The organism is Streptomyces fungicidicus, assembly GCF_003665435.1.
Classification (GTDB): domain Bacteria; phylum Actinomycetota; class Actinomycetes; order Streptomycetales; family Streptomycetaceae; genus Streptomyces; species Streptomyces fungicidicus.
This window is the reverse complement of sequence record NZ_CP023408.1, coordinates 584,029-604,080: the sequence shown is the minus strand read 5'-3', so window position 1 is coordinate 604,080 and position 20,052 is coordinate 584,029. Positions and strand designations below refer to the sequence as shown.

The window sequence follows — 20,052 nt, the reverse complement described above, 5'->3', positions numbered from 1 at the left end:
GGCGCCCCCGCCCGCGACGAGTGAGGAGATCCGCATGTGTCTGGCGGTACCCGGCAGAGTGCTGGGCGTCGAGGAACGGAACGGAACCCGGATGGCCACCGTCGATTTCGGCGGGGTGGTCAAGGAGGTGTGCCTGGAGTACCTGCCCGACCTCCAGGTCGGTGAGTACGCCATCGTGCACGTCGGCTTCGCCCTGCAGCGGCTGGACGAGGAGTCGGCCCGCCGGACGCTGGAGCTGTTCGAGAGCCTCGGCATGCTCCAGGAGGAGTTCGGCGATCCGTGGGAACAGGCCGCGCAGGCGGGCGGCGAGGAACTGAGCGGGGAGGTACGGCGGTGAAGTACGTCGAGGAATTCCAGGATCCCGAGCTGGCGGCCCGCCTGCTCGACGACATCAGGGCCACGGTGACCCGGCCGTGGGCGCTGATGGAGGTGTGCGGCGGTCAGACGCACAGCATCATCCGGCACGGCATCGATCAACTGCTGCCCGACGAGGTGGAGTTGATCCACGGGCCGGGCTGTCCGGTCTGTGTGACGCCGCTGGAGGTGATCGACAAGGCGCTGGCGATCGCCTCGCGGCCCGACGTCGTCTTCTGCTCCTTCGGTGACATGCTCCGGGTGCCGGGCACGGGCCGGGACCTGTTCCAGGTCCGCGGCGAGGGCGGTGACGTGCGGGTGGTGTACTCACCGCTGGACGCGCTGCGGATCGCGGAGGAGAACCCGGACCGTGAGGTGGTGTTCTTCGGCATCGGCTTCGAGACCACCGCGCCGCCCAACGCGATGACGGTGCACCAGGCCCGCGCACGCGGCATCCGCAACTTCAGTCTGCTGGTCTCGCACGTCCGGGTGCCCCCGGCGATCGAGGCGATCATGCAGTCCCCGGACTGCCGGGTGCAGGCGTTCCTGGCGGCCGGACACGTGTGCAGTGTGATGGGCACGGAGGAGTACCCGGCGCTCGCCGAGCGGTTCCGGGTGCCCATCGTGGTGACCGGGTTCGAGCCGCTGGACATCCTGGAGGGCGTACGGCGTACCGTGCGGCAGCTGGAGCGGGGCGAGCACACGGTCGACAACGCCTATCCGCGCGCCGTACGGGCCGGGGGCAACCCGGCCGCGCGGGCCATGCTCGACGACGTGTTCGAGGTCACCGACCGGGCGTGGCGGGGCATCGGCGTCATCCCGGACAGCGGCTGGCGGCTGTCGGCGCGCTACCGGGACTACGACGCCGAGCACCGCTTCCAGGTCGGGGACATCGCCACGCTGGAACCGGCGGAGTGCCGCAGCGGCGAGGTGCTGCAGGGGCTGCTGAAGCCGCACGAGTGCGAGGCCTTCGGGACGGCCTGCACCCCGCGCACGCCGCTGGGGGCGACCATGGTGTCCAGCGAGGGCGCCTGCGCCGCGTACTACCTGTACCGGCGGCTGGAACTGGACGTGACCGGCCCGCGGCGGCAGGAGAGCTCCGTTGTCTGACACCACCGCCGCCCCCGACATGCTCTCCTGGTCCTGCCCGGCGCCCCTGCGCGACCGGCCCCGCGTGGTGATGGGCCACGGCGGGGGCGGCGCCCTGTCCGCCGAACTGATCGAGCAGGTCGTCCTGCCGGGGCTCGGGGCGGCGGCGCCGGCCGCGCTGACCGACTCCGCCGTGGTCGAACTGGACGGCGCCCGGCTCGCGTTCTCCACCGACTCGTTCGTGGTGCGGCCGCTGTTCTTCCCCGGCGGCAGCATCGGTGACCTCGCGGTCAACGGCACGGTCAACGACCTCGCGATGAGCGGGGCCCGTGCGGCGTTCCTGTCGTGCGGCCTGATCCTGGAGGAGGGCGTCGAGATCGAGACCGTGGGCCGGGTCGCCGAGGCGCTCGGCGCGGCGGCCCGTACCGCCGGGGTGCGCGTGGTGACGGGCGACACCAAGGTCGTGGAGGCCGGCCACGGTGACGGCGTGTACATCAGCACGTCGGGCATCGGACTGGTCCCGGCCGGGGTGGACCTACGCCCGGAGCGGGTGGTGCCGGGCGATGTCGTCCTGGTGAGCGGGGCCGTCGGCGTGCACGGTGTGGCCATCCTCAGCAAGCGGGAGAACCTGGCGTTCGAGGCCGAGGTGGAGAGCGACTGCGCGCCGCTCGGCGGGCTGGTCGAGGCGATGCTGGCGGTCACCCCGGACCTGCACGTGCTGCGCGATCCGACCCGCGGGGGGCTGGCGGCCTCGCTGAACGAGATCGCCGTGGCGTCGGGGTGCGGGGTCGTCGTCCGGGAGCGTGCCGTCCCGGTGCCGCCGGCGGTGGCCGGGGCCTGCGCCATGCTGGGGCTCGACCCGATGTACGTGGCCAACGAGGGCAAGCTCGTCGCGTTCGTGCCCCGGGAGCACGCGGACGCGGTCCTGGCCGCGATGCGGGCACACCCGCTGGGCGCCGGGGCCGCCGTGATCGGTGAGGCGGTCGCGGAGCACCCCGGCATGGTCGTCGCGCGGACCGGGCTGGGCGGCACCCGGGTGGTCGACCTGCCGATGGGCGAGCAACTGCCGCGGATCTGCTGACGCGGACCGCCGCGCGCCGTCCCCGGTGGCGGGCCGCCGGGGACGGCGCGGCCTTCAAGGGCACCGGGGCGGCCGTCGAGGACACCGGGGCGGGTCAGCCGGCGGTGCGGTCCAGTATCCCGGTCACCTCCCGGCGCACCTCGTCCCGTGCCTCCACGGGGAGCGATCCCAGGCCGGTACGGCCCAGCTCCTCGAGCACCCGCTCGGCCCCGGTGTCGCAGGGCGTGGTCTCGCCGGTCACCTCGTAGCCGTCCCGGACGGCCACGTCGAGGCGGCGGCGGCCGTCGCTCCCGGCGTGCACGGCGGTGGCGACGACGAGCGGCGGCGGCCCGCCGGCTTCGCCGGGCGCCTTGTAGTAACCGCTGGCGACGGGGTCGCTCCAGCGGAGGCCGAGCAGCAGGGGGCGCTTGGCCACGACTTCGGCCAGATCCGTCTCGTAGGCGCCGTCGGGGTCCAGGACGGTCGCCCGCGCGTTCAGGACCAGTGCGGCGGGCAGCAGACAGCGCAGGGTGCTGCCCACGATGTTGCCGCCGACGGTGGCCGTCCGGCGCACGGCGCCAGTGCCGACCGTGGCGGCGGCGCGGTGCAGCACGTCCGGCACCCGGTCGTCCAGCTGGTGCAGCAGGACGGCCGCGCCCAGCTCCCCGGGCTCCAGGCGGTTGGCCTGGGGGAGCCGGCGCAGGGACATCGCCTGCTCGGGGAAGCCCTCCCGCTGCCAAAGGGCCCAGACGAGGGTGGCTCCGCCGACGGGCACCGCCCCCTCGGCCAGATACCGCTGTGCTTCGGACAGTGACGTGGGCAGACGCAACAGCACGACGCTCGACCTGCTTTCCTCGACGGGGGCGGGGAACACGGCACTCGGCGGGGCGATCACGGGCACTGCATTGTCCGTGCGGAGCCGGGGGCGCGTGCAGGGCTCACGGTTTCGCGGCGGGACGTCAGAGCAGGCGGCGGATCTCTCCGCGCACCCGGTAGAAGCCGCCGGCGGCCGGGTGCAGCGCGTCCACGACGTAGCGTGCCCCCGGCTCCCGTATCGCCCGCGGGAACTGCACGTTCCAGGAGCCGTCGTAGCCGTCGGAGACGACGTGGACGCGCATCCGGCCGTGCTGCTGGACGCACTCGACGACGACGGCGCCGGACGGCGCCTGCGCGACGGTGGCCACCGCGGTCGCCGCCGTGGCGGGCGCGTAGGTCGGCAGGGCGGCGGCGAGCTTGACGTCCCGCACCACCGGCACGGAGCCCTGCTGCGCCGCGGTGACGGCCGCCTCGCTCGCGTCCACGCACACCAGTGAACCGTCCGTGGTCACCAGGTAGAGCCGCTCGTCGCGGTACTGCATCGACAGCGCCGAGCCGCCGCCCGTGCCGAGCTTCCACAGCCGGGTGCCGTCCCGGTCGAAGCAGTAGACCGACGAGGCGGCGTCCCCGGCGAACACGAACCGCCCGCCCGGGGAGGTGGCGCACGAGTAGACGGCGCTGTCGCAGGCGTAGGTTGCCTCGACGGCGCCGGTCGCCTTCGACAGCCGCTGCACCACACGGTGTGCCGTCCCGGCGTAGACGGTGTCGTCCTCCTGCCAGCCGAACAGCACTCCGCCGCGGGTCGGGGTGTGCCACAACTCGCCGCCGCCGTCGGGTGCGTAGGCCGTGACGCCCCGGTGGTGGCCGTGGTAGACGGCGCGGTCGTCGGCGCGCACCATCCAGGCGTGCTCACCCTGGCTGCGGCGGGTCCACTGGTGCTCGTCCTCGTGGTCGATGACAGTGAGGCGGCCGGCGCGGTCCGAGACGTTCAGCACGCCCTCGTGGATGTCCAGCCAGAAGATGTCGACGTCGGCGGCGATGTCGTAGGCGGCGAACGGGAGCTTCGAGGACAGGTCGTAGACCCGGCCGTCGTCACATCCCGCGTAGATCCAGAAGTCGTCGGCGACCAGGCACTTCACTCCGTCCGGCAGGCTGAAGCGGGCCAGCACCTCGCCCTCGTGGTCCAGGGTGAAGACGTCGCCGGACTGGTTGCCGACCCAGCAGCGGTCGTCGTCGACGTGGATGCCGAACGCCGAGGAGCCGGTGCCGAATCGCCACAGCACGGGCGCCACGGCGCGCGCGGTGGACGGCGCGGACGTCACCTGACGGCGGGTCACCGAGCGCGGCGCCCGCTGCCCCCGCACCGCGGGCGCGTAGCCCTTGCGGACCTTCTCCCCCACCTTCTTCGCCGCGGCGGCCTGTGCCTTCGCCGCGGAGGGGAACGTCGTCGTCTGGGTCTGGCCCCCCGCGCCGATCCGGCCGTAGCGGACCGTCACCGTCACCGCGTCGACGGTCACTTCGTAGAACTTGTGAGCGCCCTCGCCCTCCTGCGAAAGCTCCAGATACGTCGTCGACACCGCGGACCCGGCAGACATGGCGAACCCCTTCCCGGACGGAACCCGCGGCCGCTCCGCCGGGTCCTACTGATCGAACCGTAGGCGCAGCCACTGACAATGGGGTCGGTCGCTCCCCGCCATCTCTCGGCCGCCCCGGACGAACGAACGGACACATGAACGCCACCACGCTTCTGGACGTCCTGCTGGACGCCGCCCGCCGCGCCCCCGACCAGGTGGTCGTCCACGTCCGTGGGGACGGCCGGGAAGTCCCCGTCACCTTCGCCATGCTGCTGGAGGAGTCCCTGCGCGTGGCGGGCGGCTACCGCGACGCGGGAGTCGGGCCCGGCACCCCCGTGCCGGTGGTCGCGGACCGGGGCGAGGACTTCCAGGCGCTGTTCTGGGGCGCGCTCGCGGCCGGTCTGGTGCCGGTGCCGCTGGCGCCCGACGTGCGGCGGGTGCGCGCCGTGTGGGAGCACCTCGGCCGTCCGCCGGTCGCGGTGGACGCGGCCTGCGCGGACGTCGCCGGTCAACTCGGGGAGGACTGCGCCGTGTTGCGGCTCGACGTGCTGCGCGGGTCCGCCGCCGTCGGGGCGCCCGCCGTGGTCGGCCCGGACGACCTGGCGTTCCTGCAGTTCTCCTCCGGAAGCACCGGGGCGCCCAAGGGCGTGGAGCTGACCCACTCCGCCGTGCTGGCCAATCTGCGGCAGCTGACCGCGGCGGCCGCGCTCACGGACCGGGACGTGGTGGTCAGCTGGATGCCGTACTTCCACGACATGGGGCTCATCGGCACCCATCTGGCGCCGCTCGCCGCGCGGGCCAAGCAGGTGAGGATCGGCCCGCTGACGTTCGCGAGAAACCCCCGGCTGTGGGTCGAGGTGGCGGCCGCGCACCGGGCCACACTGCTGTCCGCCGCCAACTTCGCGCTGGCGCTGACCGTCCGCCGGGTGCCCGAGGAGGTGTTCGCCGGGCTCGACCTGAGCACGGTACGGCTGCTCCTGGTGGGCGCCGAGCCGATCTCCGCGACGGTGTGGCGGGACTTCGCCGCCCGGACCCGGCCCTCCGGCCTGGCCCCCCGGGCGGCGACGCCCGTGTACGGACTGGCCGAGGCGACCCTGGCCGTGACCTTCCCGCCGCCGGGCGAGGTGGCCGTGCCCGTGGCGCTGGAACGTTCCGCGCTCAGCCGCGGGCGGGCGGTGGAGACCGAACCGGGCGATGACGTCGTGGAGTTGATGGACGTGGGGCGGCCGGTGCCCGGCTGCGAGGTGCGGATCACCGATGACGGCGGCCGCCCGCTGGGCGACCGGCGGGTGGGTCACATAGAGGTGCGGGGTCCGCAGGTGGCCCGCGGCTACCACGGTCTGCCGGAGGCGACGGCCGCCTCCTTCACCGGCGGCTGGCTGCGCACCGGTGATCTGGGCTTCCTCAGGGACGGCCGGCTGTGTGTCAGCGGCCGGCACAAGGACGTGCTCTTCGTCAACGGCCGCACGTTCCACGCCCCGGACATGGAGGAGGTCGCGGCGGGCACCCCGGGCGTGCCGTCCGGCACGACCGCGGTGATCGGGTCGCCTGATCCGGTGACGGGCGGCGAGCGGGTGGTGGTGTTCGTCGCCTGGCCCCGGCCGCCGCGCTCCGCGGCCGGGGTGCTGGACCGGGTCGCGGGCCGGGTCCGGGCGGCGCTGGGCCACGACGACGTACGGGTGTTCGCGCTGCCGCCGTCCGCCTTCCCGCGGACGACCAGCGGCAAGGTGCAGCGGCAGCGGATGCGGTCACGGTACGAGGCGGGGGCGTACCGCCCCACGGCGTCCTCGGGTGCGGGGACGGGCGCGGCCGGCCGGGAGACGCCGCAGCGGTCCGGGGAACCGGTGCCGGTGCCCCGCTCCCGTGCGCACGTGCGGGGCGTGGTGCGGGAGGCTTGGGCGAAGGTGCTGGGGGTGCCGGAGCCGTCGTTCGGGGACCGGGACCGGTTCGCCGGGCTGGGCGGCGGCTCGCTCAAGGCGATGGAGGTACTCGCCGAGCTGGAACGGGCGCTGGACGTGACGCTCGGGCCGGCCGTGATGCGCGACGACACCGTGGCCGCTCTCACCGATCACCTCCTGGCCGCGCTGGAGGGCACGGCGGGGAGACCGGAGCCCCGGGCCGCGGACGGCGCTCCGCCGTCTCCGCGGGGACCGGGGACGGCCGTGGTGGGGATGGCGTGCCGGTTCCCCGGAGCCGGGACGCCGGAGGAGTTCTGGGAGCTGCTCACGGCCGGCCGTGACGCCGTGACGGCGGCGCCCGCGGGGCGCTGGAGCACGGACGGGACGGCGGAGGACGGACGCTGGGGCGCGTTCCTGGACGACCCCGCGGCCTTCGACGCCGGGCACTTCGGGATAGGCGCCGAGGAGGCACGCGCCCTCGACCCGCAAGCGCGTGTCTTCCTCGAACTCGCCCACGAGGCGCTGGAACGCGCCGGTTACGCCGGGCCGCGCCGCCGCGGCCTGCGGATCGGCGTCTTCGCCGCCGTCGGAGACAGCGGCTACCGGCAGGTCCTCGCCGACGCGGCGCCCGGCGGCGCGCCGCCCGCCGAGGCGGCCCTGACCGGCAACCTTCCCAACCTGGTCGCCGCCCGCGTGGCGCACTGCCTGGACCTGGACGGCCCGGCGCTGGCCGTGGACACCGCCTGCTCCTCCGGTCTGGTGGCCCTGCACCTGGCCCGGCGCAGCCTCGCGGACGGCGAGTGCGACCTCGCCGTCGTCGGCGGCGTCAACCTGCATCTCACCCCGGCCGCGCACCGGTCGCTGGAGGCGGCGCGGGCCCTCTCCCCCACCGGACGCAGCCGTGCCTTCGGCGCGGCGGCCGACGGGTTCGTGCCCGGCGAGGGCGGGGCTGCCCTCGTCGTGCGGCCCCTGGCCGCCGCACGACGGGACGACGACACGGTGCTGGCCGTGGTGCGCGGCACCGCCGTCAACAACGACGGGACGTCGCTGAGTCTGCTGGCGCCCAACCCGCTGCGCCAGCGGGAGGTGATCGGCCGGGCCCACCGGGACTGCGGCGTCGACCCGGGGTCGGTGACCTACGTCGAGGCGCACGGCACCGGCACGGCCGTCGGCGACCCGATAGAACTGCGGTCCCTCGCGCACGCCTTCCCGCCCCTCCCGGACGGCCGGCCCCGGCTGCTCGGCTCGGTGAAGACCAACATCGGTCACCTGCTGAACGCGGCGGCGCTGCCCTCGCTGGTGAAGGTCGTGCTGGCCCTGGGACACGGCCGGCTGCCCGCTTCCCTGCATCACACGCCGCCTTCGCCCGCGGTGGCGGAGTCCGGGTTCGCCCTGGTCACCGAGGTGACCGACTGGGAGTCGGCCGGGCCGCGCAGGGCGGGCGTCAACGCCTTCGGCTTCGGCGGCACCAACGCGCACGCCGTCCTGGAGGAGGCCCCGCCCGCCCCCGTGACCGTACCGCGCCGGGTGGTCGGCGGTCCCCGTCTGCTGACCCTCTCGGCGGGCAGCGCGGAGGGGCTGCGGGCGTGGGCGGCGCGGCTCGCGGAGCACCTCGGCGAGCATCCGGAGCTCGACGAGGCCGACGTGTGCGCCGCGGCCGCCGCGGCACGGGACGAGCGGCCCCACCGCCTGGCGGTCGTGGCCGACGGCGACCTGCGGGAGCGGCTCGCCGCGGCCTGCGCCACGGGGCGGGGCGCGGTCACCGGGACGGTCACGCACCGCCCCCGGACCGTCTTCGTCCTGCCCGGTCAGGGCGGGCTGCGTCCGGGGCCGGGCCGGGCGCTGTACGCCACGGCACCGGTGTACCGCGCCACGATCGACGAGGCGTCGGCGGCGGCCGGGAGGATCAACGGGCGGGAGCTGGCGGACTGGTGCGCCGACGAGGGGGCGTCCGAGGACGACCTCGCCGCCACGGAGGTGGCGCAGCCGCTGCTGGTCGCGCACGGGGTCGCGCTCGCCCGTCAGCTGACCGCCTGGGGCGTACGGCCCGACGCGTTCGTCGGGCACAGCGTCGGCGAACTGGCGGCCGCCTGCGCCGGCGGGACGCTGTCGCTGCGCGAGGCGGTGACCTTCGCGGCGGAACGGGGACGGCTGATGGGCGCGTCGACCGCGCCGGGCGCCATGGCGGCCGTGCGGGGCGCGTCGGAGCGGGAGGTGACCGCCCTGGTCGAAGCCGCCGGCGGTGACCTCGCGGTCGCGGCGTACAACGGCCCCGGCCGGACGGTGATCTCCGGCACCCCGGACGCGGTCCGGGAAGCGACGCGCCGGCTCGTCCGGCTGGGCGCGGCGGTCGGCCCGCTGCGGGTGTCGCGCGCCTTCCACTCCCCGCTGATGGAGCCGGTCGCGCGGGCCCTGGCGGACGCGGCGCGCGCACTGGACCCGAAGGCGCCCACGACGCCGGTGATGAGCACGCTCACCGCCGCGTGGCACCCGCCGATGGACCCCGACCACCTGCGCGAACACGCCCTGCGGCCGGTGCTGTTCGGCCGGGCGGTGGAGCGTCTCGTGGAGGAGGGCTACGACACGTTCGTCGAGCTCGGCCCGATCCGCGCCGCCGCGGCGGCCGGCGGCCCCTTCACGGTCCCGGCGCCCGCCGCACCAGGCGGGGCACGCGAGTTGCTGGAGACGGTGGCCCGGCTGTGGGCGCGCGGCGTACCCGTGCACCGCGCGGCCCCCGGCGAAGACCACCGACGGGTACCGCTGCCCCCTTACCCGTACCAGCGGCGCGCGTACTGGCCCGAACCCGCTCCGCACGCCCTGCTGCACGACGTGGTGTGGCGGCCGGCGCCCTCGCCCGGACGGGCCGGGGACGGCGTCGTGGTGACCGGCGCGGATCCGGCGGCGGCACGCCGGCTGGCGCACCGGCTCACCGCGCACGGCGTACCCGCGGTCACGGCGTCGGACGACGCCGGGTCCCCGGAAACCGTCGTCCTGCTCGGCGACGCGACCCGGCCGGACACGGCGGAGGACCTCGGCAGGCACCAGCGGGAAGCCGTCACGGCGATGCGCGACGCCCTCGCGCTCCTCGACCGCACCGGCGCCCGGCGGCTCGTGGTGGTGACCGAGGACGCGCACGTCACGGGCCGGACCGGGGAACGTCCGAACCCGGCGCAGGCGGTCCTCGGCGGCCTGGCCCTGGCCGTCCCCCGGGAATCACCGGGGGTGACCGCCAACTGGGTGGACCTGTCCTCCCTCGACGACCCGGACGAGCGGCTGCGGGCGCTGGCCGCCGAGACGGCGGCACCGCAGGCGGAGGGCGCCCTCGCCCGGCGGGCCGGGCAACGCCTGCTGCGGGTGGTCGTGCCGCGGACCGCGGGAGCGGCACCGGGCGCGGACCCGCTGCCCGCCGACGGCACGTACCTGATCACGGGCGGCGCCGGAGGCATCGGCTCGGCCCTGGCCCGGGACCTCGCCGCCCGGGGCCGTCCCACCCTCGTCCTGGCGGGACGCTCCCCGCAGCCGCCCCAGGGGCTCCTGGAGCAGCTCGCCGCTCTCGGCGCCGACGCCCGTCATGTCCCGGCCGACCTCACCGCGCCGCAGGACGTCGAGCGGCTCGTCGCCGGGCTGCCGCCGCTGGACGCCGTCTTCCACGCGGCCGGAGTCGCCCGGCCCGGCACCCTGCGCGGGACGGACGTACCGGAGACGGTGGACGCGCTGGGCGCGAAGACGCTCGGCACGGTCCTGCTGGCCGAGGCGCTGAACCGGCACGGACAGCGCCCCGGGGTGTGCGTGGCGTTCTCGTCGGTGTCGTCGGTGCTTTCCGGACTGGCCGGCGCACTGGGCGCGTACGCGGCGGCCAACGCCTTCCTCGACTCCTTCGCCGGGGCCGAGCGGGCGGCCGGCCGGCCGTGGCTGTCGGTGAACCTCGGCCCGTTCCGCGACACGGGCCTGGCCGCCGGAGGCGCAGCCGCCGTCGCGAGCGGCGCGGGCAGGCCCCTCGCCACGGGGCCCGCGCTGGCGGCACTGCGGTCCGCGTGCGGGGTGGACGTGGCACAGCTGGTCCTCGCCGATACGGAGCCCGCGGCCCCGCCGGCCGCCGTTCCCCCCACGGCCGGCGTCCCGTCCCGGGCCGTCGAGCGGCCCCACGGTCCGGCGGCGCCGGCCCCTGCCCCGTCCGGCACGGCCGCCGTGCTGCGGGAGCTGCTGGCGGGGGCGCTGGACGTCCCGGAGGCGTCGGTCGACGACGACACGCCGTTCCTGACCCTCGGTCTGGACTCCCTGGGCGCCGTCGACCTCGTCAAGCGGCTGGAGCGGACGCTCGGGCGGGACCTGCCCACCACGCTCTTCTTCGAGCACCGGACGGTGCGCGAACTCGCCGCCCACCTCGACGGCGGGGCACCGGAAGGCCCGGACGGAGCGCCCTTCCCGCTGACGCCCGTCCAGCTGGCGCTGTACACCAGCGGCCGGCTCCACCCGGACGTCCCGGCGCGCGGCCATCTGCGGCTGACGGTCCGCGGGCCGCTCGACACCGGTCTCCTCGGCCGGGCGCTGTCGTCGCTGGCCGAACGGCACGGGATGCTGCGGCTGCGGGTGGCGGAGACCGGCGGGGAGCCGGTCCAGCGGGTGGCTGCGCCCGTTCCGGTGACGGACTGGTACGAGGTGCTCGACTGCGCCGCCGAGGACGTCGCCGATGTCGAATCGGCGGTCTGCAACCGGCCCTTCGACCTGACGGCGGAGCCGCCGGTGCGCGCCGTGCTGCTGCGCCACGAGCCGGGACTCGCCCAGCTGCTGCTGGTCGTGCACCATGCGGCGGCCGACGGATACAGCCTCAGCGTCCTCGCCGAGGAGCTGTGGGCCGCGTACACCGCGCTGTGGCACGGGGAGCCCGCGGCGGGGGCGCCGGCCCCCGACTTCGCGCGGTACACGGCGAGCACCCGGCGCTCCGGCGTGCCGGACGCCGTACGACGTCACTGGGCGGAGCGTCTCGCCGGGCGCGGTGAACCCCCGCGGCTGCCCTACGACGGTGATCCGGACGCGCCCGCGAGCGGACCGATCGTGCAGCATCACGGCGCACTCGACGCGGAGTCGGCCGCCGGGCTGGAACGGCTGGCCGCCGCGCACGGCGTGTCCCTGTTCCATCTGCTGCTCGCCGCGTACGCGCGCTGTCTGGCGCGGTGGACGGGCCGCCCGGACGTCGCGGTCAACGTGGCCAGGGCCGGCCGCGACGACCGCTTCGACGGTGTCGAGCGACTCGTCGGGCCGCTCGCCGACACCCTTCCCCTGCTGTGCGAGGTGACCGGCGACGAGCCGGCGGTGGCGCTGGCGGAGCGGTTGCGGCGGCTGTGGCTGGAGAGCGAGCGGCACGCAGGGGTGAGCAGCCTGGACCTGGCCCGGATGCTGCCCGGCACCGGTGCCGGCCCCCGCACGGTGAGCCCCGCGGGCTTCAGCTTCGCCCGCTTCCCGGCCGCCTCGGCCGCCGGCTGTCCCGTGGAGGTGCGGGCGACCGCGGCCGGCACCGGGTCGGCCGCGACCCGGCTGACGCTGCTGTGCTGGGCGGACGGTCCGGTGCTGCGCATGTCGTGGAACTATCCGGCCCCACTGTTCGATTCGGCGACCGTGGCGCGTCTGGACGAGGAGTTCCGCGCGGAACTGGCCGCCCTCGCGCCCCCGCCGGCCGGCCCGGCGCCGTCCCCGCGAACAGGCGGTGCCGGCTCCCTGGTCGACCGGCTGCTCGAAACCTTCCGCACGCGCTCCGGTGCGACAGCCGTCGACGCCGGGGAGGCGTCCCTCACCTACGGGGCGCTCGACCGCGCCTCCGCCGCCCTCGCGGCGCGGCTGCGCGCGCACGGCGTCCGCCGGGGCGACCTGGTCGGGCTGCTCACCGAACCCGGCCCGGACACGGTGGTGGGCGTGGTGGGCGTCCTGCGCGCCGGCGCCGGCTGGGTCCCGCTGGACCCGGAGCACCCCCGCGCCCGGCTCGACGGTCAGCTGGCCCGTACCGGCGCCGCCGTGGTGGTGTGCCACTCCCCCACCCGGCACCTCGCGGACGCCCTGACCGGCGTACGGGCGGTGGCGGCCGACAGCCCGCAGGACGACGGCGGTACCACCGGCCCGTCCGTGCCCGTCTCCGTGCACTCCGCGGCCGAGGCGATCGCGTACGTCATCTTCACCTCGGGGTCGACCGGACGCCCGAAGGCGGTTCCCGTCACCCACCGGGCGATGGAGAACTACCTCGACTGGGCGGTCGGCACCTTCGGTTACGGCGCGGGCGACCGGCTCGCGCAGACCGCGTCGCCGTGCTTCGACGCCTCGGTGCGCCAGTTGCTCGCGCCGCTGCTGGCCGGCGGCACGGTGGTGACCGTGCCCAGGCCGCTGCTGCGCGACCCGGAGCTGCTGCTGGCGCACATGGAGCGGACGCGGGTGACCGTGTGGAGTTCCGTTCCGACGCTGTGGGAGCAGCTGCTGTCCGCCGCCGAGGCGCGGGCCGCACGGGGCGGGGATCCGGTGGACCTGTCGGCGCTGCGCTGGGTGCACGTCGGCGGTGAGGCACTGCCGGTGGACCATGTGCGCCGCTGGTTCGACCTGTTCGGGAGCGGCACGCGGATCGCGAACCTGTACGGACCGACCGAGGCGACGATCAACGCCACCTGCCACATCATCGACTCCCGCCCCGGGGACGAGGTGCGGCGGCTGCCGATCGGGCTCCCCGCCGCCGGCGCCCTGCTGGAGGTCATCGGTGCCGACGGCTCCGTGTGCGGGGCGGGCGAGACCGGCGAACTGCTCATCGCGGGCACCGGTCTTACCCCCGGCTATCTGGGCGAACCGGAGCTGACCGCAGGGGCGTTCACGCTCCGCGAGGGGCGGCGCTGGTACCGCAGCGGGGACCGGGTGCGCCGGTCGGCGGACGGCGTCCTGGAGTTCCTGGGCCGGATCGACGACCAGGTGAAGATCCGCGGGAACCGGGTGGAGCCGGGGGAGGTCGAGGCGGCGCTCCAGACCTGCCCGGGTGTCGCGCGGGCCGTGGTGCTCGCGCACGAGGGGCGGCTGCTGGCCTTCGTCACCACCCGGGCCGGGGCCGTACGGCCGGCGGCCGGGGAGCTGCGCCGGCGGCTGGCCGGGCTGCTGCCGGCGTACATGGTCCCGGCGCGGATCACGTTCGTCGACGCGCTGCCGCTGACCGGGACCGGCAAGGTCGACCGGACGGCGCTGCCGGTGGACACCGGGGGCGTCCCCGGCGTTCCGGCCGGTGAGGCGGGGAGGACTCCCCCCGCGACGGCGACCGAGCGGCGGCTGGCGGCGGTCTGGCGCGAGGTGCTGCGGGTGGCCTCCGTCTGCCGGGAGGACGACTTCTTCGAGCTGGGCGGCGACTCACTGCTCGTGCTGCAGGTGTTCGCCCGGCTCGACGACCGGGCGGGACCGCTGCCCCGGCCAACGGTGATCTACCGTCACCGCACCCTCGCCGCGCTCGCCGAGGCCGTGGACGCCGCCGCGGCGGACCCCGGCCCCGCGGGGGCGGCCGCCGCCGCTCCGCCCGCTGTGGACGGTGTCAGGGACGGGGTGGAGGAAGAGGTGCGGGACGCCGTCGGGGACGGCGCCGAGGGCCCGTTCCCCGTCACCCCCGGCCAGCGCGGCTTCCTCCTCGCCGAGGCGCTCTCACCGGGCGGCGGGACGTGGCTGGCCCGGCTTCGGCTCACCGGGCCGCTGGATCCCGGCCTCTTCCAGCGGGCGGTGGACCTGCTGGTGGAGCGTCACGGCATGCTGCGCACCGTCTTCCCGGCCGGCGCCCGGCCACCCGTCCAGCAGGAGCTGCCCCGGTCGCTGCGGCTGCCGGTCGACTTCGAGAAGGCCGCCGGCCCCGCCGAGGTGGACGCACACGCCGCGGCCGAGGCGGAGCGGCGCCTGGAGCCCTGGGCGTGGCCCCTGCTGCGTCTGCGGGTGCTCACCCTGGCCCCGCACGACCACGTCCTGCTGGTGCACGCGCACCATCTCATCGGCGACGGATACAGCTCGGCCCTGCTGATACGGGAACTCACCGAGACCTACGACCGGTTGGCCGGTGGTGCCGCGCCCGCGACGCCGGGGCCGCGGAGCCGCTTCCGGGACCACGCCCTGGCGCGGGCCGGTTCCGGCACCGGCACCCCCGCCACGGTGGAGCGGGTGGCCCGGGCCGCCCGGCTGAGCGCTCCGTACCGGCCGCCGGTGCTGCGTACCGCCGCGGACGGCGACGCCGGGTTCGGGTCGGTGGAGTTCACGCTCGACGCGGAGGTGACGGCGGCGCTGCGGACGGTCGCCTCCCGCGCGGGGACGACGCTGTACGCGCCGCTGCTGACCGCCTACTACCAGGAGCTGGCGGCGGTGACGGGCAGTCCCGATCTGGTCGTGGGCCTCGCGGTGAGCGGACGGGACCAGACGCTGCCCGACGCGCACCTGGTCTTCGGCCCGTTCGCCACCGCGGTGCCGGTGCGGCCGGCCGGGGCGGCCGACGAGCCCCTCACGGACGGGGAGTTCACGGACGCGCTGCGCCGGGTCGCGGCCGAGGCGGAGGAGGCGCGCGCCCATGAGGACGTGGTGCCGCGGCACGCCGACGGTCTGCCGATGACGTCGCAGTTCTTCTTCACCCACCTCGACTTCGCCGCGCTCGCCCCGCGGGGCGACGGCGCACTGAGGGTGTCGTGGGAGGACGGGGACAGCACCTTCCTGCCGCCGTCGTCCGCGACGGACCTGTTCCTGGCGGTACGGCCGGCCGGCGGCGGGCTGCGGGTCACGGTCCGCGGCTCCGCCGCCGCGTTCTCGCCGGACTCGCTGGACGACTTCGCCCGCGCGGTGCGCGGCCGTCTGGTGCGGGCGGCGGAGAGCCCGCGGATCGTGGTGCCGCCGCCGAGGAGGCGGCGGGAGACGATGGACGCGGCCCTCGTGGGCTATCTGCCCGCTCCGGCCCATCTGGCGCGGCTGGCCGGGATGCCCGAGTCCGCACTGCCCCGGGCCGAGGTGCGGGAGCTGCTGTTCCCCGACGGCCGTCCGCGGCTGCTGGAGACGGTGCGGACACCGCTGGGCCGGTCGGGCTTCGTGTGCGTGCCGCTCTTCGCCGACGAACTCGGGCGGGGCAACGGTCTGGTGGAGCACACCGCCCGCGCGGTGTCGCTGGCGGCTTCGCTGGGCGCGCGCTGTGTGTCCCTGGCCGGGATGATCCCCTCGCTCACCGGGTACGGCTTCGACGTGCTGCGTCACCGGCAGTACCCGGCGGCCGTGACGACGGGGCACGCGGCGACGGTGGTGTCGGTGGTGAAGACCGTGCACGCCGCGCTCGAGGCGACGGGGCGGGACCTCGCGGAGCTGGAGGTGGCGTTCGCGGGCCTCGGGTCGATCGGGGCGTCGTCGCTCGAACTGCTGCTGTCGCTGGCCGCCCGCCCGCCACGGCGGCTGCTGCTGTGCGATGTGCGCGGCAGCGCGCCCCGGCTGGCGGAACTCGGACGCCGGCTGCGGGAGCGGGGGCTGGCCGGCGAGGTGGAGATCGCCGAGGCGCAGCGGATGCTGCCGGACGCCGTCCACCGGGCGGATCTGCTGGTGACGGCGGTGAGCGGGGCGACGGCGGTGCTCGACGTGGACCGGCTGCGGCCGGGTGCCGTGGTGGTCGACGACTCGTTCCCGCACTGCTTCGACACCGGACGGGCCCTCGCCCGGATGCGGGAGCGCGGGGACGTCCTGGTCCTGGGCGGCGGGCTGCTGCACGTCGGCCGTACCGACCGGGAGGCCGCCGCCGACCTCCCGGCCGCGGCGGCGGCCGGCCATCTCGCCCAGCCCTGGATCGACGGAACCCTGGCCTCCTGCCGCGCCGAATCGCTGCTGCGGGCCGCCGACGCCCGGCTGCCGCTGGTGCACGGGCTGGTGGACGCGGCGGTGGCACGGGCGCACTGGAACGCGGTGGAGGAGGCAGGGATCACGGCGGCGCCGCTGCACCTGCTCGGTCACACCGTCGCCCCCGCAGCGGGCGCCGGTGGGACCGAGCCGCCGTCAGACGCCGAATTCCGTCGGTGACAGGCCGAGGGCCGAGCAGGCGTCGCGGACGGCGTACTGCTCGGCCGGCTCGAAGCTGCCGTCGGCCCCGGCGACGACGATGCCGGTCTGCACGACGGCCCGCGCCTCGACCGGCTTCTTCGCCGCCTTGGCGATGTCCTCGAGGGCCCGGGCCTTGCCCTGCTCGAAGTTGGCCGTGAGCCGGTCCACGTGCTCATTGAACCGCTTGCGGAGCTGGTCGGCCGGGAAGTTCTGCAGCACCTCGTTCGAGACGATCAGTTCCTCCACGCGCTGCCGCTCGGCCGGGTCGACCCGGCCGTCGGCCGCGGCCACCAGCGCGCACATCGCCATGCTGGCGTCGCGGTAGGCGCCGCTCTTGAGCTCCGCCTTGGCCGACGCGAGCTGGGACTTGAACAGTCCCATCAGCTGGTTCTTGGAGCCGCCGGAGGAGGACGGGCCCTGTCCCTGCTGGTGGCCACCGCCGCTCCCGGTGCGTGCGCCCTGGGACTGCTGGAGGGTCTTGGCCTGTTCCTTGAGCCGGTCCCACATCGCCACTTGGTGCCACCTCTTCTGTCGCTGTCGCTGTCGCGGTTCGTCCGGTCAAACGGACACCGTGGCGGCCAGGTTCCCCGATGGCAAAAGAAAGGCAAAATCGGCTCAGCTGCCGATCGGATCACAGGTTTAACCCCCCGCGGGACGGGTGAGGCGGCTGGGATGTCGTCGCCCCGCGTCCCCGCCGCCGCCTCCCCAGCCAGACCTCTCGCCGCGTCGCGCCCCGCCGGGGCCGACGACGCGACCGGGCCGGAGCGGGAGGCGCCCGCCGGCGGCGACGACGTCTCCCGGCGGGCGCCACGTCGTGACGCGTTCTTCGACAACGCCAAGTACCTGGCGATCGTGCTGGTCGCGGTGGGGCACGCCTGGGAGCCGCTGCGCGACGGCAGCCGGGCCGTCAGCGCGCTGTACCTGCTGGTCTACGCGTTCCACATGCCCGCGTTCATCGTCCTCGCCGGGTACCACTCGCGCGGTTTCGACGGCAGCCCGGAGCGGGTCAAGCGGCTGGTCACCGGCGTCGCGCTGCCGTACGTCGTGTTCGAGACGGCCTACACCTTCTTCACCCGGTGGACGGACGGCGTGCCCGACCGCCCCGTCACTCTGCTGGAGCCGCTGTACCTGACCTGGTTCCTGGCCGCGCTGTTCGTCTGGCGGCTCACCACGCCGCTGTGGAAGCTCGTGCGGTGGCCGGTTCCGCTCGCGCTCGTCGTCGCCATGCTGGCGACCGTGTCCCCCTCGCTCGGCGAGGACCTGGACATACAGCGCACCCTGCAGTTCCTGCCGTACTTCGTGCTCGGTCTCTGCCTGCGCTCCGAGCACTTCCGGATGGTGCGCCGCCGCCGGGTGCGGGTGCTGGCCGTACCGGTGTTCGCCGGTGCGCTGGCCCTGGCGTACTGGGCGGTCCCCCGGGTGACGTCCGGCTGGCTCTACCACCGCGACAGCGCACAGGAGTTGTCCGCGCCCGCCTGGTACGGCCCCCTGATGACGCTGCTGCTGTTCGGCTGCGCGCTGGTCCTCGTCGCCTGTTTCCTGGCCTGGGTGCCGGGCCGGCGCACCTGGTTCACGGCCCTCGGCGCGGCCACGATGTACGGCTACCTGCTGCACGGTTTCGTCGCGCAGGTCAGCAAGTACTGGGGCTGGTACGACCCGGAGTGGCTGTACCGCCCGCTCGGCGAGATCACCGTCACCGTGGTCGCCGCCGTGATCGTGACGGTGCTGTGCACGGCGCCGGTGAGGCGGGTCTTCCACTGGGCGGTCGAGCCGAAGCCGCACTGGGCGTTCAGGCGCTGACCGGGGGACGATCGGCCGCCGCCCGGACGGTCGCCGACGCCCCCGCTCGCCGGGCTCGGCGAGCGGGGGCGCCTCACGGGTTCAGCCCACGGTCCACTTCTGGTTGGCGCCGCCCGAGCAGGTCCAGATCTGCAGGCGGGTGGCGTTGGCGGAGTTGTTGCCGGTCACGTCCAGGCACTTGTCGGCCTGCGGGTTGACGATGTCGCGCGCCCCGGTGACGACCCACTTCTGGGCGGCGGTGCCGTTGCAGTCCCACAGCTGTACGGGGGTGCCGTCGGCCGTGCCGCCGGAGGCGACGTCCAGGCACTTGCCGAGGGCGCGGAGGGTGCCGTCGCCGCCCACGGTCCAGTTCTGGGCGGCGGTGCCGTTGCAGTCGTAGAGCTGTACGGGCGTGCCGTTGGCGGTGTTGGCGCCCGCGACGTCGACGCACTTGCCGGCCAGGCCGCGGATCGCGCCGCCCGTCGAGGAGTCGCTCGTCGTCACCGACACGTGGTCCACCAGGAGTTGCTGGGGGAAGACGGTGGAGCCGTCCGGGTCGCCCGGCCAGTAGCCGCCCACCGCGAGGTTGAGGATCAGGAAGTACGGCTTGTTGAACACCCACTGCTTCCCGCCGAGGTCGGCGGGGGTGCGCCGCTGGTAGACGTTCCCGTCCACGGACCAGGTGATCGAGTCGGGGGCCCAGTCGACGGCGAAGGTGTGGAAGGCGTCGGCGAAGGCCTGGCCGCCGGGCAGCGTGTAGCCGGCGCCGATGCCGCCGGAGCCGGAGTAGCCGGGGCCGTGGAGGGTGCCGTGCACCGTGGAGGGTTCGAAGCCGACGTTCTCCATGATGTCGATCTCGCCCGAGTCCGGCCAGTTGACCGGAGTGCCCAGCATCCAGAACGCGGGCCACATGCCCTGTCCGCGCGGCACCTTCATCCGGGCCTCGACGTGCCCGTACTGCGCGGTGAACTTGCCCGAGGTGTTGAGCCGTGCCGAGGTGTACTGGCAGGTTCCGTACCAGCACTGGTAGTTGGCCGGGTTCTCCTTGCGGGCCGTGATCACCAGATGGCCCTGGCCGTCCAGGGCGGCGTTCTTGTTGCCGGACGTGTAGTACTGCCGCTCGTGGTTGTTGACGTTGTCGCCGGTCTCGATCTGCCACTTCGAGGAGTCGACGGCGGCGCCCGCGGGGCCGTCGAAGGTGTCCGAGAAGGTCACGGCCGCCGCGGCGGTGGCGTCCGCCGGTTCCGCCTTCGCGGTGCCGGCCGCGGCGGACGCGACCAGCGCGGCCGACACGGCGGCGATCAGCCATCTGCGGAGTCTGCGCGGAGAGGACATGGCTCTCCCTTTCCGTACGGCGACCCGGTGTGCGGGTGCGCCGACCGAGGTTGTGGGGGGCAAGTAGGTGCAACCACTTGATTTAAGAAGT

General features: G+C 75.3%; 9 protein-coding genes. 5 read left to right on the top strand and 4 right to left on the bottom strand.

Annotated features, from left to right (window positions below; translation table 11 throughout):
* Positions 1-34 precede the first annotated feature (34 nt).
* From CNQ36_RS32975 to hypE, 3 genes are read left to right on the top strand one after another with little or no spacing between them, the layout of a single operon-like run.
* Positions 35-337, top strand: coding sequence for a HypC/HybG/HupF family hydrogenase formation chaperone (locus tag CNQ36_RS32975; RefSeq protein WP_121549383.1), 303 nt, complete (start codon positions 35-37; stop codon positions 335-337).
* The gene (gene hypD, locus CNQ36_RS32970; RefSeq protein WP_121549382.1) at positions 334-1,464 is read left to right on the top strand and encodes a hydrogenase formation protein HypD; all 1,131 of its coding nucleotides are present in this window, start codon (positions 334-336) and stop codon (positions 1,462-1,464) included. The genes CNQ36_RS32975 and hypD overlap by 4 nt, the downstream gene beginning before the upstream one ends.
* Positions 1,457-2,524 (top strand): hydrogenase expression/formation protein HypE, encoded by a 1,068-nt coding sequence (gene hypE, locus CNQ36_RS32965; protein WP_121549381.1) that lies wholly within the window; start codon positions 1,457-1,459, stop codon positions 2,522-2,524. Before hypD ends, hypE begins: the two co-directional genes overlap by 8 nt.
* 94 nt (positions 2,525-2,618) lie before the next feature.
* Here the strand turns inward: hypE and CNQ36_RS32960 are convergent, their stop codons facing one another.
* Complete coding sequence (locus CNQ36_RS32960) at positions 2,619-3,338, bottom strand: FAD binding domain-containing protein (RefSeq protein ID WP_121549653.1); 720 nt, start codon at positions 3,336-3,338, stop codon at positions 2,619-2,621.
* A 124-nt stretch (positions 3,339-3,462) separates the two neighbouring features.
* Positions 3,463-4,914 carry a WGR domain-containing protein gene (locus tag CNQ36_RS32955; RefSeq protein ID WP_121549380.1) on the bottom strand — a complete coding sequence of 484 codons (1,452 nt, stop codon included), beginning with the start codon at positions 4,912-4,914 and terminating at the stop codon, positions 3,463-3,465.
* Between the two features lie 134 nt (positions 4,915-5,048).
* Here CNQ36_RS32955 and CNQ36_RS32950 point away from each other — a divergent pair, with 134 nt between their 5' ends.
* Positions 5,049-16,826, top strand: a complete 11,778-nt coding sequence (locus tag CNQ36_RS32950; RefSeq protein ID WP_121549379.1) for a non-ribosomal peptide synthetase/type I polyketide synthase — start codon at positions 5,049-5,051, stop codon at positions 16,824-16,826.
* Here the strand turns inward: CNQ36_RS32950 and CNQ36_RS32945 are convergent.
* A complete protein-coding gene (locus CNQ36_RS32945) occupies positions 16,803-17,360 on the bottom strand; it encodes a tellurite resistance TerB family protein (RefSeq protein ID WP_121549378.1) in 558 nt (185 codons plus the stop codon). The two genes, CNQ36_RS32950 and CNQ36_RS32945, sit on opposite strands and share 24 nt — an antisense overlap.
* Before the next feature lie 159 nt (positions 17,361-17,519).
* Between CNQ36_RS32945 and CNQ36_RS32940 the strand changes: the two genes are divergently transcribed.
* Positions 17,520-18,647 (top strand): acyltransferase family protein, encoded by a 1,128-nt coding sequence (locus CNQ36_RS32940; protein ID WP_240659507.1) that lies wholly within the window; start codon positions 17,520-17,522, stop codon positions 18,645-18,647.
* A gap of 81 nt (positions 18,648-18,728) precedes the next feature.
* Here the strand turns inward: CNQ36_RS32940 and CNQ36_RS32935 are convergent, their stop codons facing one another.
* Entirely contained in the window at positions 18,729-19,961 is a 1,233-nt protein-coding gene (locus tag CNQ36_RS32935; RefSeq protein WP_121549377.1) for a glycoside hydrolase family 16 protein, read from the bottom strand.
* Positions 19,962-20,052 lie beyond the last annotated feature (91 nt).

Excerpts from the sequence above, each read along its gene's own strand:
- CNQ36_RS32975 (WP_121549383.1), top strand. The coding sequence starts at position 35 with ATGTGTCTGGCGGTACCCGGCAGAGTGCTGGGCGTCGAGGAACGGAAC.
- CNQ36_RS32955 (WP_121549380.1), bottom strand. The coding sequence starts at position 4,914 with ATGTCTGCCGGGTCCGCGGTGTCGACGACGTATCTGGAGCTTTCGCAG.
- CNQ36_RS32950 (WP_121549379.1), top strand. The coding sequence starts at position 5,049 with ATGAACGCCACCACGCTTCTGGACGTCCTGCTGGACGCCGCCCGCCGC.
- CNQ36_RS32940 (WP_240659507.1), top strand. The coding sequence starts at position 17,520 with ATGTCGTCGCCCCGCGTCCCCGCCGCCGCCTCCCCAGCCAGACCTCTC.
- CNQ36_RS32935 (WP_121549377.1), bottom strand. The coding sequence starts at position 19,961 with ATGTCCTCTCCGCGCAGACTCCGCAGATGGCTGATCGCCGCCGTGTCG.